This window comes from Streptomyces sp. NPDC034099 (genome assembly GCF_055575415.1).
This window is the reverse complement of sequence record NZ_JBVISR010000008.1, coordinates 135,558-159,409: the sequence shown is the minus strand read 5'-3', so window position 1 is coordinate 159,409 and position 23,852 is coordinate 135,558. Positions and strand designations below refer to the sequence as shown.

At 73.2% G+C, this 23,852-nt stretch carries 13 protein-coding genes; 10 read left to right on the top strand and 3 right to left on the bottom strand.

Features of this window, described 5'->3' with window-relative positions; genetic code table 11:
* The first annotated feature begins 5 nt into the window (after positions 1-5).
* The 6 genes from ACZ56V_RS23390 to ACZ56V_RS23365 all read left to right on the top strand — a co-directional run bounded on the left by ACZ56V_RS23390 (position 6) and on the right by ACZ56V_RS23365 (position 17,667).
* Positions 6-1,109 carry a FecCD family ABC transporter permease gene (locus ACZ56V_RS23390; RefSeq protein WP_468944890.1) on the top strand — a complete coding sequence of 368 codons (1,104 nt, stop codon included), beginning with the start codon at positions 6-8 and terminating at the stop codon, positions 1,107-1,109.
* Between the two features lie 38 nt (positions 1,110-1,147).
* The gene (locus tag ACZ56V_RS23385; RefSeq protein WP_467380109.1) at positions 1,148-2,011 is read left to right on the top strand and encodes an ABC transporter ATP-binding protein; all 864 of its coding nucleotides are present in this window, start codon (positions 1,148-1,150) and stop codon (positions 2,009-2,011) included.
* Between the two features lie 86 nt (positions 2,012-2,097).
* On the top strand, positions 2,098-3,150 hold the full coding sequence (locus ACZ56V_RS23380; RefSeq protein ID WP_468944886.1) for an iron-siderophore ABC transporter substrate-binding protein: 1,053 nt from the start codon (positions 2,098-2,100) through the stop codon (positions 3,148-3,150).
* A 2-nt stretch (positions 3,151-3,152) separates the two neighbouring features.
* Entirely contained in the window at positions 3,153-4,949 is a 1,797-nt protein-coding gene (locus tag ACZ56V_RS23375) for an ABC transporter ATP-binding protein (protein WP_468944883.1), read from the top strand.
* Between the two features lie 57 nt (positions 4,950-5,006).
* Positions 5,007-15,980, top strand: coding sequence for a non-ribosomal peptide synthetase (locus ACZ56V_RS23370; protein ID WP_468944880.1), 10,974 nt, complete (start codon positions 5,007-5,009; stop codon positions 15,978-15,980).
* Positions 15,967-17,667: an ABC transporter ATP-binding protein gene (locus ACZ56V_RS23365; RefSeq protein WP_398908764.1), complete on the top strand. Its 1,701-nt coding sequence runs from the start codon at positions 15,967-15,969 to the stop codon at positions 17,665-17,667. Before ACZ56V_RS23370 ends, ACZ56V_RS23365 begins: the two co-directional genes overlap by 14 nt.
* 32 nt (positions 17,668-17,699) lie before the next feature.
* Here the strand turns inward: ACZ56V_RS23365 and ACZ56V_RS23360 are convergent, their stop codons facing one another.
* Complete coding sequence (locus ACZ56V_RS23360; protein ID WP_468944877.1) at positions 17,700-18,791, bottom strand: alpha/beta fold hydrolase; 1,092 nt, start codon at positions 18,789-18,791, stop codon at positions 17,700-17,702.
* 87 nt (positions 18,792-18,878) lie between these two features.
* Here ACZ56V_RS23360 and ACZ56V_RS23355 point away from each other — a divergent pair, with 87 nt between their 5' ends.
* Together ACZ56V_RS23355 and ACZ56V_RS23350 are read left to right on the top strand one after the other, a co-directional pair.
* Positions 18,879-19,091: an MbtH family protein gene (locus ACZ56V_RS23355; protein ID WP_398908768.1), complete on the top strand. Its 213-nt coding sequence runs from the start codon at positions 18,879-18,881 to the stop codon at positions 19,089-19,091.
* Positions 19,092-19,245: 154 nt separating this feature from the next.
* Positions 19,246-19,962, top strand: coding sequence for a DinB family protein (locus tag ACZ56V_RS23350; protein ID WP_398908770.1), 717 nt, complete (start codon positions 19,246-19,248; stop codon positions 19,960-19,962).
* A 6-nt stretch (positions 19,963-19,968) separates the two neighbouring features.
* Here ACZ56V_RS23350 and ACZ56V_RS23345 read toward each other — a convergent pair whose 3' ends face one another.
* Complete coding sequence (locus ACZ56V_RS23345; protein WP_468944874.1) at positions 19,969-20,538, bottom strand: MarR family winged helix-turn-helix transcriptional regulator; 570 nt, start codon at positions 20,536-20,538, stop codon at positions 19,969-19,971.
* Between the two features lie 171 nt (positions 20,539-20,709).
* Here ACZ56V_RS23345 and ACZ56V_RS23340 point away from each other — a divergent pair, with 171 nt between their 5' ends.
* On the top strand, positions 20,710-21,933 hold the full coding sequence (locus ACZ56V_RS23340; RefSeq protein WP_398908774.1) for an FAD-dependent monooxygenase: 1,224 nt from the start codon (positions 20,710-20,712) through the stop codon (positions 21,931-21,933).
* Here the strand turns inward: ACZ56V_RS23340 and ACZ56V_RS23335 are convergent.
* Entirely contained in the window at positions 21,915-22,526 is a 612-nt protein-coding gene (locus ACZ56V_RS23335) for a TetR/AcrR family transcriptional regulator (RefSeq protein WP_356366817.1), read from the bottom strand. The two genes, ACZ56V_RS23340 and ACZ56V_RS23335, sit on opposite strands and share 19 nt — an antisense overlap.
* Before the next feature lie 148 nt (positions 22,527-22,674).
* Here ACZ56V_RS23335 and ACZ56V_RS23330 point away from each other — a divergent pair, with 148 nt between their 5' ends.
* Positions 22,675-23,832, top strand: coding sequence for an FAD-dependent oxidoreductase (locus ACZ56V_RS23330; RefSeq protein ID WP_468944869.1), 1,158 nt, complete (start codon positions 22,675-22,677; stop codon positions 23,830-23,832).
* Positions 23,833-23,852 lie beyond the last annotated feature (20 nt).

Below are 23,852 nucleotides of genomic sequence, written 5' to 3'. Positions count from 1 at the left end.
CGGACATGAAGACGAACGGGGCGGACCCGGCGGTGGACGCGGCAGGGGACGCGAAGGCGGACGTGCGGGCCCCGGTGGCGCCCGGTGTCCGGTTCGGCGGCGTGTCGTTCGTGTGGCGGCCCTGGGTCGCGGCTGTCACCCTGCTCCTGGCGGTGGCGGCCTTCCTGGTGTTCTGCCTGTCCATCGGGGTCGGGGACTTCCCCATCGGCCTGTCCAGGGTGCTCGCCACGATCCTCGGCCGGGGCGAGCAGGTCGACGAGTTCGTGATCATGGACCTGCGGATGCCCCGGGCCCTCGCCGGACTCGTCGTGGGCGTCGCGCTCGGGGTCTCCGGGGCCCTCACCCAGTCGATCGCCCGCAATCCGCTGGCCAGCCCGGACGTCCTCGGCATCACCAGCGGCGCCGGCGCGGTCGCGGTGTTCCTGGTGACGGTTTCGGGCGGCGCCGCGACGGCCGTGGCCGACTCCGTGGGCCTGTCGGCGGCGGCGCTCGCGGGGGGCCTCGGCACCGGGCTGCTGGTGTACTTCATGGCGTGGCGCCGCGGGATCGACGGCTTCCGGCTCATCCTCATCGGCATCTCGGTGAACGCCGTGATGCAGGCGGTCACGACGTGGCTGCTGGTCGGCGCCGACATCAGGGACGTGGCCCGGGCCCAGGCGTGGCTGGTCGGCTCGCTGGACAACCGGTCCTGGGACGAGGTCCACGTCGCGCTGTGGGGCACGCTCGTCCTGCTGGTCGTCGTGGCCTGTGTCGCCTTCCAGTTCAAACCGCTGCACTTCGGCGACGAGGTCGCCGCCGGGCTCGGCGTCCGGTACGGCGCGGTGCGCGCCGTCCTGCTGCTGTGCGCGGTGCTGCTGGCCGGCGTGGCGGTGAGCGCGGCGGGACCCGTGCCGTTCGTGGCGCTGGTGGCACCGCAGGTGGCGATGCGGCTGGCCAGGTGCCCGACCCCGCCGCTGGTGGCCTCCGGCCTGGCGGGAGCGCTGCTGCTGACCGGTTCCGACCTGGTCGCGCGCACCGCGCTGCCCGTCTCGCTGCCGGTCGGTGTGGTCACCGCCGCCATCGGCGGGCCCTTCCTCGTCTATCTGCTGGTGCGGGCGAACCGCAGATAGCTGGTACAAAGTAAGGTGAGCCTAATCGAGGGGGCCTTGTGGTCGTTCAGTCCATTACCGGGACCGGAACGGGAGTTGACGGCGCCTCACGGCTGGTGGCCCGGGGCGTCACCGTCGGGTACGGGGCCCGGTCCGTCATCGACGGTCTCGACGTGGCGATTCCGCCCGGAGTGATCACCACCGTCATCGGACCCAACGGCTGCGGCAAGTCGACCCTGTTGCGCACCCTGTCCCGGCTGCTCAGGCCGACCGGCGGAACGGTCGTGCTGGACGGCGAGGACATCGCCACGCTCAGAACCCGCGACGTGGCGAAGAAGCTCGGCCTGCTGCCCCAGGCGCCGGTGGCCCCGGAGGGACTGACGGTGTCCGACCTGGTCGCCCGGGGCCGTCACCCGCACCAGAGCTGGCTGCGGCAGTGGTCCTCGGACGACGCCGACGTCGTACGGCAGGCGCTGGCCATGACCGGCGTGTCCGACCTCGCGGACCGTCCCGTGGACTCGCTCTCCGGCGGACAGCGCCAGCGCGTGTGGATCTCGATGACCCTGGCCCAGGGCACCGACCTGCTGCTGCTGGACGAGCCCACCACCTATCTGGACCTCGCGCACGCGGTCGACGTGCTCGACCTGGTCGACGACCTGCACGAGTCCGGGCGCACCGTGGTCATGGTGCTGCACGACCTCAATCTGGCCACGCGCTACAGCGACAACCTCGTCGTCATGCGGGAGGGCGCGATCCTGGCGCAGGGGCATCCGCGCGACGTGATCACCGCCGACCTGCTGCACAAGGCGTTCGGACTGCGCGCCAAGGTGATCGACGACCCGGTCGGGGACCGTCCCCTCGTCGTGCCGATCGGACGTACCCACGTCGAACTCGACCGGTCGGCCCCGAAGTTGTCACGGTGAGGGTAGGCTAACCTCACTCGGGCGCGACAAGGTCTGCTGCCCTCAGGCGGGCGCAGTGGACGGCGCGACAGCAAAGGGATCTGCGGATGCTCCTCAGAACGACGCGTACGAAGCCCTGGCGACGACTCACGGCGGCCCTGTCCGCCGCCGCGCTCGGCGTCGGACTCCTCGCGGGATGCGGTTCCGACTCGGACGACTCGGCGGACCGGGCCGGTGGCGACACCCCGGCCGCCGCCGGAGCCTTCCCGGTCACCGTGGAGCACGCGTTCGGAACGACGAAGATCGAGAAGTCCCCGGAGCGGGTCGTCTCCGTCGGCTACACCGACGACCAGACCGTCCTGGCCTTCGGCATCAAGCCCGTCGGCATGGTCGACCAGTACCCGAACCCGGCCGGGCAGAGCCCCGACATCAACACCCAGTGGCCCTGGGTGAAGGGCAAGTGGGGCGACACCAAGCCCGAGGTCATCATGAAGAACGGGGACACGGGTCCCAACTACGAGAAGATCGCCGCCCTGCGCCCCGACCTGATCGTCGCGGTCTACTCCGAGATCGACCGGGCCGCCTACGACAAGCTCTCCAGGATCGCGCCCACGGTGGGCCGCACCAAGGGCGAGAAGGAGCCGTTCAGCGCTCCCTGGCAGGACAACGCGCTGCACATCGCCAAGGCGCTCGGCAAGGCCGAGGAGGGCGAGAGGATGGTCGCCGGCATCCAGGGCAAGCTGGACGCGGCCAAGCGGGACCACCCCCGGTTCGCGGACCAGACCGCGGTGGTGCTCTCCTGGTACAAGGACTCGGTGGCTCCGTTCACCTCCACCGACGTGCGCGGGCGGCTGGCGACCGGCATCGGCTTCACGTACCAGACCGAGATCGACAAGATCGCCGGCGGCGACTTCTACACCACGCTCTCGCCCGAGCGCGTCGACCTGGTCGACGTGGACCGCGTCTTCGTCATCAACGACAAGGCGGACCAGGACGCGTTGAAGAAGTTCGAGCTGTTCGGCAACCTGGACGCCGTCAAGAACGGCAAGGTGTCCTACCTGCTGGACAGCGAGGGCCCGGCGGTCGGCGCGGCCATCTCCCAGGGCACCCTGCTGTCGATGCCGTACGCCGTCGACGAACTCGTCAAGGCGGCCGGGTAGGGGTGAGCGTCACCGACGTCCCTCCCGCCCCGGCCGTCCTGCGTACGGCGACCGGACGCGAGGCAGCCCGATGGGTCGCGGCCCACTGCCGCGAGGTGCCGTGGCTGACGGCCGCCACGGTGCTCACCACGGTGGCAGGGGCGGCGCTCCAGGTGCTCCCGGTGCTGCTGCTGGGCCGCGTGGTCGACGCCGTGGCCGGGGGCGAGTCGCAGTCCGTCCTGGTCACGATCGGCGCCCTGATGGTCGCCGCGGCGCTGCTCGGCGCGGCGGCGACCGCGGTGTCGACCTACCTGATCGGGCGGCTGGGCGCCGACCTGCTCGCCCGGCTCCGGGAGGGCGCCGTCCGCGCGGTCCTGGCCATGCCCAGCGCCCGCGTCGAACAGGTGGGCCGCGGCGATGTGCTGTCCCGGGTCGGCGACGACGTCGCCGTGATCTCCAACGGCATCCGCAGCGCCGTACCCACGGTGTTCTCCGCGGGCGTCCTCGTCACCATCGCCACGGCCGGCATGTTCGGCCTCGACTGGCGGCTCGGCCTTGCGGGAGCCGGGGCGCTGCCCGCCTACGCGCTGGCCCTGCGCTGGTACCTGCCGAGGTCCGCGCCGCTCTACCGCAAGCAGCGGGTGGCCCAGGCCGACCGGGCGCAGGCCCTGATCAGCGGTCTGAACGGCATCGACACCGTCCGGGCGTACCGGCTCGAGGACGCCTTCCGCGAGCGGGTCACCCGCGAGTCGTGGCGGGTGCGCGACCTCGGCATCGAGGTGTTCCGGTTCTTCGGCCGGTTCGTCGGCCGGGAGAACCGCGCCGAGTTCATCGGGCTGACCCTCATCATCGTGGTGGGCTACGCGCTGCTGGAGGCGGACGCGGCCACGCTGGGCGAGGTGTCGGCGGCCCCGCTGCTCTTCCACCGGCTGTTCACCCCGCTGGGCGCCATCATGTTCACCTTCGACGAGGCGCAGAAGTCGGGCGCGAGTCTGACCCGCCTGGTCGGCGTGCTGGGGGAGGACGCGGCGGACCGGCTGGTGGGCGACGAGTCCGTCGGCGCGGCGGCCGGACCGTACCCGGTCACGGTGCGGGGGCTGACGTTCACCTACCCGGGTGCCGAGGAGCCGGTCCTCAGCGACGTCGACCTGACGATCCCGGCGGGTGGTTCGCTCGCCCTGGTGGGGGCGACCGGCGCGGGCAAGACGACCCTGGCCGCGCTGGTCGCCGGCATCGGCACCCCGCAGGAGGGTTCGGTGCGCGTCGGGCAGACCGACCTGGCGGGAGTCGACGAGGCCGGGGCGCGGGCCTTGGTGAGCATCCTGACCCAGGAGACCCACGTGTTCTCCGGGCCGCTCGCCGACGACCTGCGGCTGGCCGCCCCGCGGGCGACCGACGCCGAACTCCTGGGCGCCCTGCGCACCGTGGGCGCCGGTCAGTGGGTCGACGCGCTGCCCGACGGGCTGAACACGCTGGTGGGTGAGGGCGGCGAGCGCCTGGACGTGACCAAGGTCGCCCAGATCGCGCTGGCCCGGCTGGCGCTCGGGCGGGCGCCGGTGGTGGTCCTCGACGAGTCGACAGCGGAGGCGGGCAGCGAGGGTGCCGCCGAGCTGGAGCGGGCGGTGCTGGCCGCGTGCGCGGGCCGCACCACGCTGTTCGTGGCGCACCGCCTGACCCAGGCGATGGCGGCGGACCGGATCGCCGTGCTGGACGCCGGACGGGTCGTCGAGGAGGGCACACACGCGGAGTTGGTCGCCCTGGGCGGCCGCTACGCACGGCTGTGGCGGGCCTGGCGAGAGGGCAGCCAGGCGGGGTGTTAGGTATGCCTAAGTTAGGTTAGCCTGCCTTCATTCCTTGGAAGGGGCGTTGAGTCTTCGATGATGGAACCGACCGCTTCTCTCGTACGGCTTTCTCCCGCGCAGCTGACCGACATGCGCCGGCGCACCGGCGACTTCCCCGACCAGGTCATCGCCGAGGCGTGCGCCGTCGGACTGGCGTACTGGGCCTCGGGCCGCGGCCCCGCCGGACTCGACCTCACCGCGGGCACCCTGTTCACCGATGTGCTCGGCTGGACCGACAACGGCGGTACGGCGCCCGACGGTTGGACCGTCGGCACCGACGGCCGGACGATCACCCTCCCGGACGACGTCGTACCGGACGACGCCCAGCTCGCGCTCGACGACCTCGCCGACTTCCCGGACCGCCCGCTCGGCACCATCGGACCCTCCGGCCCGGCGGAGCGGCTCGCGGACCTCGCCCGGTGGAACGACACCGACGCCGACCGGGTCCGCCCCACCCTGGTGGAGATGTTCCGCGAACAGGCGCGCGCCAGGCCGGACGCCGTGGCCGTCGTCGACGAGCACCGCGCACTGACCTACCGTCAGACGGCGGAGTTGACGGCCCAGTTGGCCCACCATCTCGTCGCTCGCGGGCTCACCGGCGAAGACGTCGTCGGCATCTCCCTGGAACGCTCCGCCGAGATGGTGATCGGGCTGCTCGGAGTGCTCCAGGCGGGCTGTGCGTTCGTCCCGCTCGATCCGCACTGGCCCGCCGAACGCCGGGCCGTCGTCATCGAGGACGCGGGCGTCGTCGTACAGCTGAACTCCTCGGGCGAGCACGCCCGGACGGAACCGGAAGCCGTGGCCGTGGACCTCGGCGACTGGCGGTTCGGAGCCCATCCCACCGAGGGGACCGGGATCACCATCCCCGGCGACGCCCTCGCCTACGTGATCTTCACCTCGGGTTCGACCGGGCGGCCCAAGGGCGCCATGATCCGGCACGAGGCGATCAGCGAGCGCCTGTTGTGGCAGATCCACGAGATCCTGGGCTTCGGGCCCGGCGACGCGTCACTGTTCAAGGCGCCGCTGTCCTTCGACATCTCCATCAACGAGATCTTCCTGCCCCTCGTCAGCGGCGGCCGCCTCGTCATCCTGCGCCCCGGCGGCGAACGAGACCCGCAGCACCTGCTGAGCGTGATCGACGAACAGCGCGTCACCTTCACCTACCTGGTCTCGTCCATGCTGGACGTGCTCCTGGAGATGGCGGGCGACTCGGGGCGCCTCGACAGCCTCCGGCACGTCTGGTGCGGCGGCGAGGTGCTCACGCCCGAACTGTACGAGCGCTTCCGCACCCGGCTCGACATCCCCCTGTACCACGGCTACGGCCCCGCCGAGACGACCATCGGCGTCTCGCACGTCGTCTACCGGGGAGCGGCCGAGCGCCTGTCGACGTCGATCGGCCGGGCCAACCCCAACACCCGGCTGTACGTCCTGGACGACGAACTGCGCCCGGTGCCGGTCGGCGTCGGCGGCGAACTGTACGCGGGAGGACTGCTGCTGGGGCGCGGCTATGTGAACGCGCCCGGCCTGACGGCCTCCCGGTTCGTGGCGAACCCCTTCGCGAACGACGGCTCCCGGCTGTACCGGACCGGCGACCTCGCGCGCTTCGCCCCCGACGGCTCGCTCGACTTCCTCGGCCGCGCGGACAACCAGATCAAGATCCGCGGCATGCGCCTGGAGATCGAGGACGTCGAGGTCGGCCTCGCCGAGCACCCCCACGTGCGCCACACCTGCGTCGTCGCGAAGAAGAACACGGCGGGCGGCACCTACCTGGTCGGATACGTCGTCCCGGCCGCCGGACACGAGGACCTGCGCGGGGACGACGTCAAGGCGTGGGCCGGCGCGCACATGGTGGAGTACATGGTGCCCACCCACGTCGTCGTGCTGACCGAGTTCCCGCTCACCGCGAACGGCAAGCTCGACCGGCACGCGCTGCCCGAACCCGTGCTCGCCCCAGTCTCCGTCGTCCCGCCCGCCACCGACGAGGAACGGACGGTGTGCGCCGCGGTCGCGTCACTGCTCCAGCTGGACCGGGTGGGGATCGACCAGGACTTCTTCCAGCTGGGCGGGGACAGCATCCTGGCGATCTCCCTGCTGAGCGCGCTGCGCGACGCCGGACTCCACGTCACGGCCGGGCAGATCTTCAGCCACAGCACGGTCGGAGCGCTGGCGGCGGTGGCGAGCCGCGAGGACACCACGGCCGTGGACCACCGCGACGTGGCGACCGGAACCGTCGTCGGATCACCGGTCGTGCAGTGGCTCGGCGAGACCACGGACGCGATCGACGGCTTCGTCCAGTCGGTCGTGCTCAACACGCCGGCGGACCTCACCGCGGACGCCCTCGACACGCTCCTCACCACCCTCGTCCGCCGCCACCCCATGCTGCGGGCCAGGCTGGTGCGCGGTGACCGCTGGAGCTTCGACATCCCGGAGGCGGACGTCGACCCCGCCGGGTCCCTCTGGCAGGCGAGCGACGAGCCCCTGGACGCGTGCGTCGCCCTCGCCACCGGGGAGCTCGACCCGACGGGCGGCACGATGCTGCGCGCCGTCTGGCGCCGCGAGGCACGGCAGCTGGCCGTCGTCGTCCACCACGTGGTGATCGACGGCGTGTCCTGGCGGGTGCTGATGGACGACCTGGCCACCGCCTGGCGGCAGCTCGCCTCGGGCACGGAGATCGCACTTCCCCCGGTCGGGACGTCGTTCCGCCGCTGGACCCAACTGCTGGAGCGAGCGGCGTTCGACGCGGACAGCACCTACTTCCGGCGCCCCCTGCCCGGCCCCGACGAACCGCTGGGCAGACGCGGCCTCACCGGGGACGACACCGTGGCACGCGAGCGGACCCGGACCGTCACGGTCGGCGCCCGGACCACGGCGGCGCTGCTCGGGGAGACCCCCGCGAAGTTCCACGCGGGCGTCAACGACGTCCTGGTCACCGCGCTCGCCGTCGCCCTCGCCCGGCGGCGCCGGGACCTCGGCCAGAGCCAGACCTTCGCGCACCTCGAACTGGAGGGCCACGGCCGCGAGGCCGCGTTCGTCGCCCCGTCCGCCGGTTTCGAGCCGGAACTCTCCCGGACCGTGGGCTGGTTCACCACCCTCTTCCCGGTGACCGTCGACCCGGGCACGGCCCCCGACCCCACCGCACCCGAGTACCTGACCGCCGCCCTCAAGGCCGTCAAGGAGGACCTCGCGCGCGTACCCGACCACGGCGTCTCCTACGGAGCCCTGCGCCACCTGGCCCAGGCCACCTTCGACGCGCCCGCACCCCAGGTGCTCTTCAACTACCTGGGCCGCTTCGACGCGGGCTCGTCCGGCGACTGGCAACTCGCCCGCACCACCGGACAGCTGGGCGAGAAGCGCGACCCGCGGATGCGGCTGCCCCGCGCCCTGGAGTTCAACGCGATCGCCGAACCCGGCCCCACCGGCGCGTACCAGCTGGTCACCGCCATCTCCTGGCCCGAGGGCGTGTTCACCGACGCGGACGTCAACACCCTCGGCGCCTACTACGAGCAGGCGCTCGCGGGCCTTGCCGCGCTGGACGGCGGCCACTCGCCCAGCGACTTCCGACCGCTTCCGCTCACCCAGGCCGACGTCGACGCGCTGGACGGCCCGGCGCTGCGCGACATCCTCCCGCTGACCCCGTTGCAGGAGGGCCTGTACTTCCACTCGGTCTACGACGACGACGCCACCGGCAGCTACGTCGAGCAGCAACTGCTGACCCTGGAGGGCGAGGTGGACCCCGGCCGGCTGGCGACGGCGGCCACCCGCCTGCTCACCCTCCACCCGAACCTCGCCGCGCGTTTCGTGGCCCTCGCCGACGGCCGGGTGGTCTCCGTGCTGGAGAACGGTGTCGAGGCGCCCTTCGCCACGCTGGACCGCCCCGGCATCACCGACGACGAGATCCGCGCCCTCGCCGAGCGGGACCGCCGCGCCGGGTTCGACCTGGCCACCGGTCCGCTGATGCGGTACACCCTCGTCCGCGCGGGAGCCAGCAGGCACGTCCTGGTGCAGACGGTGCACCACATCGTCGCCGACGGCTGGTCGGTGCCGCCCATGCTGCGCACCCTGCTGGCCGAATACCACGCGCCCGGTTCCGGACACGCGCTCGGCGGCTTCCCCGACCACGTACGCCGTCTCGCCGCACGCGACGACGAGGCGAGCGACCGGGTGTGGGACGAGCAACTGGCCGGGCTCCCCGGCCCGTCGCTGATCGCCGAGGGACACGCACCCTCCGCGCACTTCGCCGACACCGCCGTGACGGCGGACACCGACGTCGACGCGGCCGCCCGGTCGGCCGGTGTGCCGCTGAGCGTCGCCGTGCACAGCGCCTGGGCCCTCACCCTGGGCGGCCTCCTGCACAGCGACGACGTGGTGTTCGGCTCCACGGTCTCCGGGCGGGACGCGGACCTGCCCGGCATCGAGGACATGGTGGGCCTGCTCATCAACACGGTCCCCCTGCGCGCCCGCTGGTCCGGCACCACCACCGCGCGCGAACTGCTCGCCTCCGTCCGGGCGCACCAGAGCGCGGTACTGCCGCACCAGCACGTCTCGCTGGCCCGGATCGCCCGCAGGGTCGGTACCGGAGCGCTCTTCGACACCCTGGTGGTGTTCGACGTGGCGACCGACGTGGCCGGACTGCGGCGCCCCGGCGACACCCTCGCCGTCACCGCCGTCGTCAACGAGGGCGCCCCGCACTACCCGCTGACGCTGGTGGTGGAACGCACACCCGACGGCCGCCCGCGCTTCAACCTGATCCACGACGCCGAGCTGCTGGGACAGACCGGCGTCCGCGAGATCCTGCGCACCTTCACCCGGAACCTCATCGCTCTGCTCACCCGGCCGGACGCCCCGGTCGCCGACCTGACGGCCGAGCGCCCCGGGCACGTCGAGCCGGTCACCCCGACCACCCTGGGCGACCTGTTCGACGCCGCGGCCCGCCGCGACCCCGCCGCCACCGCCGTCACCCAGTGCGCCCTCGACGGCACCACCCGGAGCCTGACATACGGCGAACTCGGCGCCACCAAGGACGAGTTGGCCGCCACCCTGCGCACGGCCGGGGTCGGTCCCGGCAAGCGGGTCGCCGTCGCCGTGCCGCGCTCCGTCGAGCAGGTCGTCGCCCTGATCGCCGTCGTCGCCGCGGGCGGGGCCTACGTACCGCTGGACCCGGCGTACCCGGACGAGCGCCTGGAGTACGTCCTCGCCGACTCCGCCCCGCAGGTCGTCCTCGTGGACCCGGAGCAGCGCGACCGGTTCACGGGGCTGCTGGACCGCGCGGGCGTGCCGGCCCGCGTGCTCGTAGCGGGGGAGGAGCACCCGCCCACCACCACGGAGCCCGGACCCGGGGCCGGCCGGCACGACCCCGCGTATGTGATCTACACGTCCGGTTCGACCGGGCGGCCCAAGGGCGTCGTCGTCCCGCACTCCAGTGTCGTGACGCTGCTCGCCCGCACCCGGCCCGCGATGGCCTTCGGCCCGGACGACGTGTGGGTCCAGTTCCACTCCTTCTCCTTCGACTTCGCCGTCTGGGAGCTGTGGGGAGCGCTCGCGCACGGCGGTGAGCTGCTGGTGCCGGAGTACGCGCTGACCCGCTCCCCGGTCGACTTCCACCGCCTGGTCCGCGAGCGCGGGGTGACCGTGCTCAACCAGACCCCGTCGGCGTTCTACCAGTTCGCCGAGGCCGACCGGCACGCGGGCGAGCCGCTGCCCGCGCTGCGCCGGATCGTCTTCGGGGGCGAGGCGCTGGACCTCGGGCGGCTGCGCGGCTGGGTCGAGCGGCACGGCACCGACTCGCCCGAGCTGGTCAACATGTACGGCATCACCGAGACCACCGTCCACGTCACCCACCGGGTGCTGACCGCCGCCGACTTCGCTCCCGGCGCGGCCACCACCAGCCCGATCGGCGGTCCGGTCCCCGGCCTGGTCACCCACCTCCTCGACGACCGGCTCCGCCCGGTGCCACCGGGCCGGGTGGGTGCCATCCACGTCGCCGGTGACCAGGTGTCGCTCGGCTACCTGGGCAGGCCGGGACTCACCGCCGCCCGTTTCGTGGCCGATCCGTTCAAGGCGGACGGCTCCCGCATGTACCACACGGGCGACCTCGCCCGCCGCACGCTCGACGGCGAGCTGGAGTTCGTGGGCCGCGCCGACGACCAGGTGCAGCTGAAGGGGTTCCGCATCGAGCTGGGCGAGGTGGAGTCCGCGATCCGGGGCATCGACGGCGTGGTCGACGCCGCCGTCACCGTCGCCGACAGCGCGGACCACCTGGTCGCGCACGTCGTGGGCCGGGTGCCCGCGGACCTCACCGCGCTGCTGTCGGCGAAACTGCCCGCGCACATGGTGCCCGGCCGCGTGCTGCCCGTGGACGCCCTGCCGCTGACGGTCAACGGCAAGCTCGACCGCGGGGCGCTGAGCGAGCGCGCGGCACTGACGCCACCCGAGAGCGGCGTTGAGCGGGAGAGCGGCACGTGGGGCGGCGACGCCTCGGAAGGCGATGCGGGCGCCGCGGACGGCGGGAACGACTCCGTGCTCGCGTCACTCGTCGGCATCTTCGCGGCGACGCTGCCCGGCTCCGACCCGGACGCCGACACCGACTTCTTCACCGCCGGAGGCGACAGCATCGTCGCCATCACGGTGATCAACCGGGCCAGGGCGCTCGGCCTGCCGATCGCTCCGCGCGACGTGTTCCTGCTCCGGACCCCCCGCGCGCTCGCCGAACACCTGGGCACCCGCACCCCGCGGCCCACGGCGTCCGCACCCGCCCGCCAGGAGGACGGCCCGCTGCCGCCCACGCCGATCATCCTGCGCCAACGGGAACTGGGCGGCTCGCTCGCCCGGTTCGCCCAGGCCAGGACGCTGACCGCCCCCGAAGGCGCCGGTTTCGCCGACGCGGAACGCGCCGCGCGCGCCGTCGTCGCCACGCACCCGGCGCTGCGGCTGCGGCTGCGCGTCGGCCACGGGGCGTGGACCCTGCGCACCGAACCCGTCCGCGAGGTCACCGTGGTCCGGGCCGCCGGGACCGACGCGGCGGACGCGGCCGACCAGGCGGCCGGCCGCCTCGATCCCGAACACGGCGACGTCATCGCGTTCACCTGGCTGGAGGCGACCCGGACGCTGGTGGTCGCCGTGCACCACCTCGCCGTCGACGCCGTGTCCTGGCTGATCCTGCTGGACGACCTGGCCGACGCGATGCGCGGCACCGGCCCGGCACCGCAGACCACCCCCTACGCCGAGTACGCCCGGGCACTGACGCACCGGTCCAGTGAGGGGACCGACGGCCTGGCCCACTGGATCACCACGCTCCAGGCCCCCGCCCCGCTGCCCGCCGCCGTTAACCCGCGCGAGAGGACGGTCGTCCTCGCCCCCGACCTGAGCGACCGCGTCACCCGTACCGCGCCCACCGCACTGGGCATCGGTCTCACCGAGCTGCTGTGCGGGGCGCTGCGCACCGCGTTGACCCGCGTCCAGCCGACGCCCACCGACCTGGCGGTCGACCTGGAGCGGCACGGCAGGGTCCCGGCCCGCGACGACCACGACTACACCCGCACCGTCGGCTGGTTCACCGCCATCGCACCCGTACGGCTCACCGCGCACACCGACCCCGTCGCCGCGGCGCGCGAGGTCGCCGAACGCCGGCCGGACGAGCGCGCACACGTCGCCTACGGCGGCCTCAGGTACCTCAACCCGCAGACCGCCCCGCTGCTCACCGCCCGGCCGCAGGTCCTGTTCAACTACCTGGGCCGGGGCGCCGAGTCCGAGGCACCCCGGCTCACGGGCTACGGCCAGGACACCCCGTACGCGGTCGAGGTGAACGCGTGGACCGACGCGGCCACCGGCAGCCTGCACGCGGCCTTCACCCTGGCCGAGGGCGTCCCCGACGGGATCACCGAGCACTGGCACCGCGCGCTGGAACGGATCGCGGAGGCCGCCGCGACGGCCGAGCGCACGGCACCGGTCGGCCCCCTCCAGCGGGGCCTGTACTTCCAGGCCCAGCTGACGGGTCCGGCCGGGCACTACGTCGCCCAGAGCTACTTCACCTTCGAACGACGCCTGGACACCGACGCGTTGTCCCGGGCGATGGGACACGTGCTCGCCCGGCACCCGGCCGTGGGCGCGGGCTTCACCACGGACGAGGACGGGAACCCGGTGCAGGTCCTCGCCGCGGTCCGCCGGGTCGACGTCCACACCGTCGAGGCGGCCACGGACGCGAAGGCCGACGCCCTGCGGCTGGAGGACCGGGAGCGGGGATTCGACCCCGGCGAGCCGCCGCTGATCCGGCTGACCGTGGTGCGGCTGCCCGACGACCGCGACGGCCTGCTGCTCAGCTACCACCTGCTGCTGTGGGACGGCTGGTCGCGGGAGATCGTCCTGCGCGACCTGTTCGACGCCTACGAGGCCGCCGTCGAGGGCGCCCCCCTCGACGCCGTGCCCGCCACCCCCGCCTTCGAGGACCACACCCGGGCCCTCGCCGCCAAGGACCCGGCCGCGTCGGAACGCTTCTGGGCGCGGCACCTGGCCGGACTGACCGGCCCGACCCTGCTCGCCGGACCGGCGCCCGCCCTCCCCGACGACCTGCCGCGCGCACTCGTGCACACCCTGACCGCCGAACGGTCGGACGCCCTGAGGTCGGCGGCCAGGGCGTACGGCGTCACGCTGAACTCGGTGCTGACCGGCGCCCTCGGCCTCCTCCTCGGCGCCCGCACCGGCCGCGCCGACGCCGTGTTCGGCGTGACCGTCTCCGGCCGGGAGGGCGAAGGGCTGGCCGACGTCGTCGGCGTGCTGCTCAACACCGTGCCCCAATGGACGCGGGCCCGGCCGCACGACACGGTCCGCGCCTATCTGACGGCGGTGCAGGCGGCCCGGGTCGACGCCATGGAGCACGAGCACCTCGGGCTCGGTGAGATCCAGCGGGCCGGCGGCCACGACACGCTGTTCGACAACCTGTTCGTCCTCCAGAACTTCCTGGACCTGGACGCCTTCGCCGAGATGAACGCCCGGCACGGCGTCACCTCGGTGCGGGCCGACGACTCCACCCACTATCCGTTCACGTGGGTGGTCACCCCGGGCGACCGGCTCACCGTCAAACTGGAGTACCGCGACCACGACACCCAGAGCGCCCGGTGCCTCCTCGACGACTACCTGCGCGTGCTCGACGACCTCGCCGCGCGCACCGGGTCCGAGGAGCCGGTCGGGTCCCTCCCCGGACCGGCCCCCGCACCCGGGCCCGCGGCACGCACCGACATCGGCACGGACACCGTCGTGGACCGCTTCGACCGGGCGGCCGACCGCGACCCGCGACGGACGGCGCTGGTCGCCCACGGCGCCACCATGACCTTCGCGCAACTGCGGGACCGCAGCCGGGCGGTGGCCGGTGTGCTGGCCCGGCGCGGCGTCGGACCCGAGGCGACCGTGGGTCTCGCCCTCCCGCGCTCCCTCGACTCGATCGTGGCCCTCTTCGCCGTCCTGCGCACCGGCGCCGCCTACGTACCGCTGGAGCTGGACCACCCGGACGAGCGGATCGCCGCGATCGTCGCGGACGCCCGCCCGGACGCCGTCCTCACCACCAGCGCCGTCTCGCACCGGCTCACCGGCGGCCTCGACCTGATCGAGCTGGACCGCCCGCTGCCCGAGGCCGAGCCGTTCGTGACCTTCGCGCCGGACGACCCGGACCGGCTGCGGCACCCCGCGTACACCATCTACACCTCCGGCTCGACCGGCCGGCCCAAGGGGGTGGTGACCGAGTACGCCGGACTCACCAACATGCTGGTCAACCACCAGCGCCGGATCTTCGAACCGGTCCTGGCCCGGCACGGCCACCGGACCTTCCGCGTCGCCCACACCGTGTCGTTCGCGTTCGACATGTCGTGGGAGGAGCTGCTGTGGCTCGCCGACGGCCACGAAGTCCACATCTGCGACGAGGAGTTGCGCCGCGACGCGCCCCGACTGGTCGCGTACTGCCTGGAGCACGGGATCGACGTCGTCAACGTCACCCCGACCTACGCCCAGCAACTGGTCGCCGAGGGCCTGCTCGACGACCCGGAGCGCCGGCCCGCGCTGGTGCTGCTCGGCGGCGAGGCCGTCACCCCGGCGCTGTGGCGGCGGCTGGCCGAGACCGAGGGCACCGTCGGCTACAACCTGTACGGGCCCACCGAGTACACCATCAACACTCTCGGCGTCGGCACCTTCGAGTGCCCGGACCCGGTGGTGGGCGTCGCGATCGACAACACGGACGTGTACGTGCTCGACCCGTGGCTGCGGCCGCTGCCCGACGGCGTCCCCGGCGAGCTGTACGTCGCGGGCACCGGTATCGCGCGCGGCTACCTCGGACAGCCCGCCCAGACCGCGCACCGCTTCGTCGCCTGCCCGTTCGGTGTCCCCGGCGAGCGCATGTACCGCACCGGCGACCTGGTGGTGCGGCGGCCCGACGGGAACCTGATGTACCTCGGCCGCACCGACCAGCAGGTCAAGATCCGCGGTCACCGGGTCGAACTCGGCGAGGTCGAGGCCGCGTTCGCCGCCCACCCGGCGGTGCGGTTCGTCGCCGCCGTCGCCCAGCCCGACCCGCAGGTCGACGGCGCCCACCGGCTGGCCGCCTACCTCGTGCTGGACGGCGCCGGCCTGGCCGAGGTCGCCGCCGAAGCGGGCGCCGGACTGCCGGACTTCCTGCGCCCCACGCACTACGCCCAGGTCGACGCCATCCCGCTGACGGTGAACGGCAAGGCCGACACCAAGGCGCTCCCGGAGGCCAAGCCCCTGGGCGCGCTGACCACGGCGGGGGAGCGCGCACCGGAGACGGAGACCGAGACGACGGTGTGCGAACTCTTCGCCGAGGCCCTGGACCTGGACGACGACGAGGTGAGCGCCGTGAGCGACTTCGTGGCCCTCGGCGGCCACTCCATGCTGGCGGTGCGGCTGACCGGGCTGCTCCGCCGGGAGTACGGTCCAGTGATCACGATCCGCGATCTGTTCAGCCTGCGAACCCCGGAAGCGATTGCCCGCCACCTCGATGACCACTCCTGACGCACAGCGGCCCCGCGCGGGGTCCGACATCCTCCGTACCGCCCTGCGGCGCAACCTCGGCGCGATGGTCCGGGGCACCGTCCTCATGGGCCTCTACCAGGCCGGTGAGACGGCCTTCCCCATCGCCCTCGGCCTGATCGTCGAACACACCATGCGGGACCGGAGCCTCGACGCGCTCGGCGTCTCCGTCGGCGCGCTGGCCGTCATCATCACGACCGTGTCCCTGTCCTGGCGGTTCGGGATGCGGATCCTCCAGAAGGCCAACACGACCGAGGCGCACCGCTGGCGGGTCCGCGTCGCGGGCTGCGGACTCCAGCCGGTGGCCAGGGACGTCGACCTCAAGTCCGGCGAGGTGCTCACCATCGCCACCGAGGACGCCGACCAGACCGCCGACATCATCGAGGTGGTGCCGCTGCTGATCAGCTCGCTGGTGGCGGTGCTGATCGCGGCGGTCGCGCTGGGCCTGGCCGACATCCGGCTCGGGCTGCTGGTCATCGTCGGAACCGTCGCGATCCTGTCCGTCCTGAGCGTGATGTCCAAGCGCATCGGCTCCAGCACCCGTGAGCAGCAGGCCCGGGTGGCGCGGGCGGGCGCCAAGGTCGCCGACCTGATCACCGGACTGCGTCCGCTGCACGGCTTCGGCGGCAACCACGCGGCGTTCCGCTCCTACCGCGCAGTCAGCACGGAGGCGAAGCGCCAGTCGGTCACCGTCGCCCGGGTGAGCGGCGTCTACGCGGGCACCGCGCTGGCCCTCAACGCGGTGCTCGCCGCCGCCGTGACCCTCACGGCGGGCTGGCTGGCCTTCCGGGGCCGGATCACCATCGGCGAACTGGTCATGGCCGTGGGCCTCGCGCAGTTCATCATGGAACCGCTGAAGCTGTTCTCGGAGATGCCGAAGTACGTGATGATCGCGCGGGCCTCGGCCGAGCGGATGGCCCTCGTCCTCACCGCACCGCCGGTGACGGCATCGGGGACGGAGCGACCGGCCCCGGGCGGGGACCTGGAGGTCGACTGCGTGCGGCACGGCGCGCTGCGCAAGGTGCGGTTCCGGGTCCGGGCCGGCGAGTTCGTGGCCGTCGCGGCGTACCAGCCCCGGGCGGCGGCCGACCTCGCGGCGGTCCTCGCGCTGCACGTGGCGCCCGACGCGTACGAGGGGACGGTGCGGATCGGCGGACGGGACCTCGCGGACCTGGCGGTCGAAGGCGTCCGCGAGCACCTGCTGGTCAACCCGTACGACGGCGAGATCTTCGCGGGCACCCTGCGTTCCAACATCGACCCCTCGGGCACCAGCCGGACGGTTCCCGAAGCCGTGGAGGCGTCGATGCTGACCGACGTCGTCGCGCTGCACCGCGAAGGGCTCGACCACCCCGTCCGCGACCGGGGCGCCAACCTCTCCGGCGGGCAGCGCCAACGGCTGTCGCTGGCCCGCGCGCTGGCCGCCGACACCGACGTCCTGGTGCTGCGCGACCCGACGACGGCCGTGGACGCGGTGACCGAACAACTCGTCGCGCGGGGCGTCGCCAAGCTGCGGCGGGACCGCACCACCCTCGTGATCACCAGCAGCCCCGCCCTCCTGGACGCCGCCGACCGCGTCCTCGTCCTGGACGACGGCGTCATCACCGCCGAGGACACGCACCGCAACCTCCTCGCCACCGACGAGGCGTACTGCCTGGCGGTGACGCGGTGACTGGTGGCCCGGTGGGCCGGCCGCGGCGTCCCCTACCCGAGGGCCCAGGCCACGTCCCGGAGCAGCGCGTGCCGCCAGCCCGCGCGGTCGTGGCCGGAGGCCGACCTGGAGACCCGCACGGTCGCACCGGCCTGCTCGGTGAGGGTCTCCACCAGGGCGCAGTGGGGGAGCATCCGCGTCTCGTGCTCGCCCACGTCGAACGCGATCCGCAGTCCGGACAGGTCGGGACGCGCGCGCAGCCGTGCCGCGAGGGTGCCGCCGACCGGGCCGCCCAACGGGTCCGCCAGATCCGCGGCGCCGGGCGTCCACCACAGCGACGCCGACTGACAGGCGACACGCGACACCAGGTCCGGGAACTCCAGCGCCGCGTACAGCGCGCTCAGCCCGCCGAAGCTCTGCCCCGCGACCACCGTCCGGCCGGGATCGGCAGGCACCCCGCTCCCGGTCACCAGGGGCAGCAACTCGTCCCGCACCGCCTCCCACAGCGCGGGCCGGCACCCGAACTCGGCCCCGCGGTCCTTGGCCGGGAGGAACACCAGGGTGACCGGAGGCATCTCACCACTCGCGACGGCCGAGTCGAAGGCGGCCGCCGCCGGGTGCAGATACAGCCAGTCGTCCCCGTCCAGCAGCAGCACCAACGGCCCGCCCCCGCCCACCGGATGGACCCGCACGGTGCGCCGCCCGCCGAGCCGCTCGCTGGTCCAGCGCAGCCGGGTGCGGGGCAGCGGCAGGACGTCGGAGGCGCCGAGCAGGGGCCAGTGCGGCTGGGGCGGGGCGTCCGGGGTGGCGGCGATGGACCGGTCACCGCCCGCACCCGCGGGGTTGCACGGGTCGCCGTACGCCGCGTCGCCCACCAGGAACTGGTAGGTCACCCGCAGCCGCGCCGGCATCCGCACCTCGGCGTACCAGCAGTCCGTGTCGCCCCACCGGCGCAGAGGCACCGGAGCCGACCAGCTCTCGAAGACGACGCTCGCCGCCCGCGACCCGCGCCGCAGGAACAGGGTCGTCCACCCGTCACCGTCGGGTACCGCCAGGGGCGTCTTCACGGCGGCCCAGAAGGCGTCGGTGCCGGGCACCCCGGACAGCCCGAACGCGGCGAAGGCGTCCGGCCCCGGCGGCGTCATGAACGTCTCCTTGTGGAGCGGAAATCCAGAAGGCTGCGCTCAAGGCGCATTAGGCGAGCCTAACCTAATTTAATGGGAGGTACGCGGATGAGCACCAATCCCTTCGACGACCCCGACGGCCGATTCCTCGTCCTGGTGAACGACGAGGGCCAGCACTCGCTCTGGCCGTCCTTCGCGGCGGTGCCCGGCGGATGGACGACCGTCTTCGAGGAGAACACCAGGGACGCCTGCCTGGCCTACGTCGAGGCCAACTGGACCGACCTGCGCCCGCGTTCCCTGACGAGGTCCGCGGACGCCTGAGGCGGGGCCGCGTCCCGTGCCGCTCCAGGGTGGTTGCCGTCCCGCCGTGCGCCGGGAAATCGGTCGCGTGCGCGGGGCGCGAGTCGTTAGCCTCGGCCTCCGCCGGAGCGCCGGATGGCGCGGGGCACCGTGGAAACCGTGGAAGGGGCCGGGCATGGCGATCGAGGGCGCGCGGACGGATCGACTGGGCGTGCTGCTCGACCAGTTCGACCAGGCCAGGGAGATGGCCCAGGTGCGGCTGGCGGGGCTCGGCGACGAGGAGTACCTGTGGGAGCCCGTGGCCGGTTGCTGGTCGATCCGGCGTCGGGGCGAGGCGGTGACGCCGAGGGCGTACGGGCCGGGCGAGTGGGTGCTCGACAAGGGCGCCCCCGACATCCCGGCGAGCGAGTACGCGGAGGTGGCCCGGCAGGCCGCGAGCGGCATGCCGGTCACCAAGATCGCCGACGACTGGAGCGTGAGCGTCGAGCGCGTCGAGCAGGTCCTCGCCCACGAAGGCACGCCGGAACCCGACGCGACGCCGGTCACCACCATCGCCTGGCGGCTCGCACACCTGCACTCCTGCTTTGCGGGCCAGTGGGAGTGGACCTTCGGTGAACGACGCCGGGACCCGCGGCTGCTGGTCGACTTCACCCCCTCCGCCGCCCTCGGACTCGAACGGTTCTGGGCGGTGATCGACCGCTGGCGCCAGGACGTCGCCCACGTCACCGACGAACAGCTCGACACCGTCGGCTTCTCCCAGTACCCGTACGGCTCCGATCCCGAAGACCCCTACATCGGCGTCGTGGCCGGGGACAGCCTCGAGTTCATCCACCACATGGCCGAGATCGCGCTCCTGCGCGACCTGTGGCGGGCCCGCTCCGCCGCCGGGTAGGTCCGCTCACTCCTCGGCGTCGAACCGGGCCAGACGCGCCGTCACGTCGTCGGCGAGGCGGTTGAGGAGGCGGGTGAGATCCTCGCGGTCCTGTCGGGGCCAGTCGGCGAGCGCCTCGGCGAACCAGCCGAGGAGGGACGTCACATACCGGTTGGCGGCCTCCATGCCCGCCGCGGTCGGTTCGATGAGACTCGCGCGGCGGTCGTGGGGATCGGCGACCCGGCGGACCAGACCGCGCTTCTCCAGCGCCTGCACCTGTCGGGTGACGTGCGGGCCCACGACCTGCATCCGGTCCGCGATCTCGCCGATCCGCAGCGGCTGGTCGGCCGTACGAAGGGTCACCAGCACGCCCATGGCGGGACGGTCGAGGGCGAGCCCGGCCGCCTCGGCGGCGCGTTCCGTGAGCCGGCCCTTGTTGAAGGCCGCGCTGAGCTGGGTGAGCCGCGGCAGCACGGCGAGCAGGTCGGAGTGCGGGTCGTCCGGCTCGGACGGCCCGGCGGATTCGGACGACCCGGCGGGTTCGTCGGGTTCGTCGGGTTCGGCGGGTTCGGCGGGTTCGGCGGGTTCGAGGGTCATGGGGTCTCCATTTGCATACCTGAGTTAGGTATCTATATCGTGGGGAGCGGCCGGTGCCTGGGAGGGTGCCGTATGGCCTCCATAAAGATACCTAAGGTACGTATGTTTGCCGTCCGTGCGGCACGTGCCTCCGTCTTCCCGGGGTCCGCCCCGGCGAAAGGGTGAGAAGCCATGATCCACACGTCCCGTCCCGCTCGTCGCGTACTGATCTCCGGAGCAAGTATCGCGGGCCCCGCGCTCGCGTACTGGCTCGACCGGTACGGCTTCCAGGTGACCGTCGTCGAGAAGGCCGCCGCCGTCCGCGGGGGCGGCTACGCGATCGACGTGCGCGGCACGGCCCGCGAGGCCGTGGACCGCATGGGCCTGCTGCCGGCGCTGAGCAGGGCGCACGTCGACAGTCAGCGGATCACCTTCGTGGACGCCGCGGGGGAGACGGTCGGCTCGCTGCAGCCCGAGCAGCTGACCGGGGGAGAGGCGGGGGTCGACCTCGAGATCCGGCGTGGTGACCTGGCCGACGTGCTCTACACCCCGCTGCGGGACCGGGTCGAGTTCCTCTTCAACGACTCGATCGCGACGCTCGACGACGCCGGGGACGCCGTGCACGTCGTCTTCGACAGCGGTGTGCGCCGCACCTTCGACCTGGTGGTCGGCGCGGACGGACTGCACTCGAACACGCGCAGGCTGGTCTTCGGCCCGGAGGAGCCGTTCCACCGCTACCTCGGCCACGTCTTCGCGGGCTTCACGCTGCCCAACGAGTTCGGGCTCGCGCACGAGGCCGTCATCTGGAACGAGCCGGGACGCAGCGCCGTCCTCTACGCCCACGAGCCCTCCGACCGGCTGCACGGCTTCCTCACCTTCACCCGCGACACCCCGCCCTTCGACGCCTTCCGCGACCCCCGGGCCCAGCGGGACCTGGTGGCGGCGCGCTTCCCCGAACGGGTCTGGCACCTGCCGCGCCTGGTCGAGGGAATGCGGGAGGCCGACGACCTCTTCTTCGACATCGTGAGCCAGATCCACATGCGTACGTGGTCCCACGGGCGTGTCGTCCTGGCGGGCGACGCGGCGCACGCCACGTCGTTCATCTCCGGCCAGGGGTCGAGCGTCGCGCTCGTCGGCGCGTACGTCCTGGCCGGTGAACTGGCGACGCACGCGGACCACGCCGACGCGTTCGCGGCCTACGAGCGCCGGATCCGGCCCTTCGCGGAGCGCAACCAGGCGCTGGCCACCAGCGGAGGCTCGGCGGTGACCCCCGCGACGCGGCAGGAGATCGAGGCCCGCAACGCCCTGCTGCGCGACCCGGAGGCGGCGGCGAGGGCGATGGTGACCGCGAGCGCGCAGGAGGGCCGCGCGGCCCACTCGGCCCTGGAACTGCCCGACTACCCGCGGGCCGCCTGAGCGGACGCCGGGCCGGCCTGCGAGCGCCAGCCGTGCAGGAGCAGGTCGAACACCGTCTCCACGGTCGCCCGGGGATCGTGCCGTCCCGTGGTCAGGGCGGGGACCTCCAGGACGAAGCGGGCCAGCGCCGCGCACGCCGGATCGTCCGGCTCCCGGCCGAGTTCCTCCGCGATCACGCCGCTCAGCGTGTCGGCGTGTCGCATCCACATGCGCTCGCCGTACTCGCGGAGCGCGGGCGTGTCGCTGACCAGAGCGGTGAAGCTCGCCCGGCGCGGATCGGTCACGATCGGCACCCAGGTCTCCAGGGCGTGCGCGCGGAGCGCCTCGACCACTCCCTGCCCCCGGGGCCGCTCACGGACGGCGGCGGCCAGTGCGGCGTCGACGTCCTGCTCGCGGTCGAAGACCAGGGCCTCCTTGCTCGGGAAGTGCGCGAAGAGGGTCGTGGTCGAGACATCGGCCCGCTCGGCGACGTCGCGGACGCTGACCCGGTCGAACCCGTGCTCCAGGAAGAGTTCGAGCGCGGCGTCGGCGATGGCCTGCCTGGTCGCGGCCTTCTTGCGCTCGCGACGGCCGGGAGTCGGGGAGTCGGGCATGGCGCCACTCTAACGCACCACTGGAACGACGCAGAAATCGATTCGATTCAGAAATCTGACTGACTAAGAAACTGGAACAGTTGCAGTTTCTCACTCGTTTCTGCTTTGGTGGTTCCACGGGGGACGCCACCAACGGAAGGAAACCGTCATGCACTCTCCGACTCCCGCGACCGCGCGGATCAGCATCATCGGCGCGGGCCCGGGCGGGCTCACCTGCGCCCGCGTCCTGCGGCAGCACGGCATCGCGGCGACGGTGTACGACCGCGACCCGGACGCCGCCTCCCGGGACCAGGGAGGCTCGCTCGACCTGCACGAGGAGGACGGTCAGCTCGCGCTCCGCGAAGCGGGGTTGCTGGAGGAGTTCTTCGCGCTCGCCAGGTGCGAGAGCCAGGAGGAGCGCCGTTTCGACAGCGCGGGGCGCCTCCTCGCCCACCGGCTGCCGGACGAGGGGGAGACGGCCCGCCCGGAGATCGACCGCGGTCAGCTCCGGGACCTCCTGCTGCGCTCGCTCGACGCCGGGACGGTGCGGTGGGGGCGCACGCTGGAATCGGTGGGCGGGCCGGCCGAGGGGCCGCGGACCCTGACGTTCACCGACGGGAGCACCGTGGAGACGGACCTCGTGGTCGGAGCGGACGGCGCCTTCTCCCGCGTCCGGGCGGCGGTGTCCGACGCCGTACCGCGCTACACCGGCGTCGGCTTCCTCGAAGCATGGTTCGACGCGATGGAATCCGCGCATCCGGAGCTGTCCGAACTGGTCGGCCGGGGCAGCGCCCACGTGGCCGACGGCGAGCGCGGCCTCTTCGCACAGCGCAACAGCGGTGGACACATGCGCGTCTACATCATGCGCAGGGTCGCCCTGGACTGGATGGCGGCGGGCGGTCTGCGTCCGCGGGACACCGACGGCATCCGCGCACGGCTCCTCGCCGAGTACGCGGGCTGGTCACCGCGGATACTCCGCCTGATCACCGAGAACGACGGCGCCTACGTCGACCGCCCCCTCTTCGCCCTGCCGGTGCCGCACACCTGGCGGCCCACGCCCGGCGTGACCCTCCTGGGAGACGCCGCGCACCTGATGCCCCCGCTCGGCGTCGGCGTCAACCTCGCCATGCTCGACGGCGCCGAACTCGCGCTCGCCCTCGCCGGTTCCGCCACCGTCGACGATGCCGTGCGCACCTACGAGAAGACGATGCTCCCGCGCTCGGCCGAGATCGCCGGGATGCTCGAGGGCGGTGCGGGGTTCCTGCTGGAGGAGCCGGACGCCGAGGACCTCGCACGGCTCGGTGCGGGCCGCGGGCCGGGGGAGTGACGAGTGCCCGGCCGGTAGGC

Bases quoted from the DNA above. Each gene is read 5' to 3' on its own strand.
- ACZ56V_RS23390 (WP_468944890.1), top strand. From the start codon at position 6: ATGAAGACGAACGGGGCGGACCCGGCGGTGGACGCGGCAGGGGACGCG.
- ACZ56V_RS23380 (WP_468944886.1), top strand. From the start codon at position 2,098: ATGCTCCTCAGAACGACGCGTACGAAGCCCTGGCGACGACTCACGGCG.
- ACZ56V_RS23370 (WP_468944880.1), top strand. From the start codon at position 5,007: ATGATGGAACCGACCGCTTCTCTCGTACGGCTTTCTCCCGCGCAGCTG.
- ACZ56V_RS23365 (WP_398908764.1), top strand. From the start codon at position 15,967: ATGACCACTCCTGACGCACAGCGGCCCCGCGCGGGGTCCGACATCCTC.
- ACZ56V_RS23360 (WP_468944877.1), bottom strand. From the start codon at position 18,791: ATGACGCCGCCGGGGCCGGACGCCTTCGCCGCGTTCGGGCTGTCCGGG.
- ACZ56V_RS23355 (WP_398908768.1), top strand. From the start codon at position 18,879: ATGAGCACCAATCCCTTCGACGACCCCGACGGCCGATTCCTCGTCCTG.
- ACZ56V_RS23350 (WP_398908770.1), top strand. From the start codon at position 19,246: ATGGCGATCGAGGGCGCGCGGACGGATCGACTGGGCGTGCTGCTCGAC.
- ACZ56V_RS23345 (WP_468944874.1), bottom strand. From the start codon at position 20,538: ATGACCCTCGAACCCGCCGAACCCGCCGAACCCGCCGAACCCGACGAA.
- ACZ56V_RS23340 (WP_398908774.1), top strand. From the start codon at position 20,710: ATGATCCACACGTCCCGTCCCGCTCGTCGCGTACTGATCTCCGGAGCA.
- ACZ56V_RS23335 (WP_356366817.1), bottom strand. From the start codon at position 22,526: ATGCCCGACTCCCCGACTCCCGGCCGTCGCGAGCGCAAGAAGGCCGCG.
- ACZ56V_RS23330 (WP_468944869.1), top strand. From the start codon at position 22,675: ATGCACTCTCCGACTCCCGCGACCGCGCGGATCAGCATCATCGGCGCG.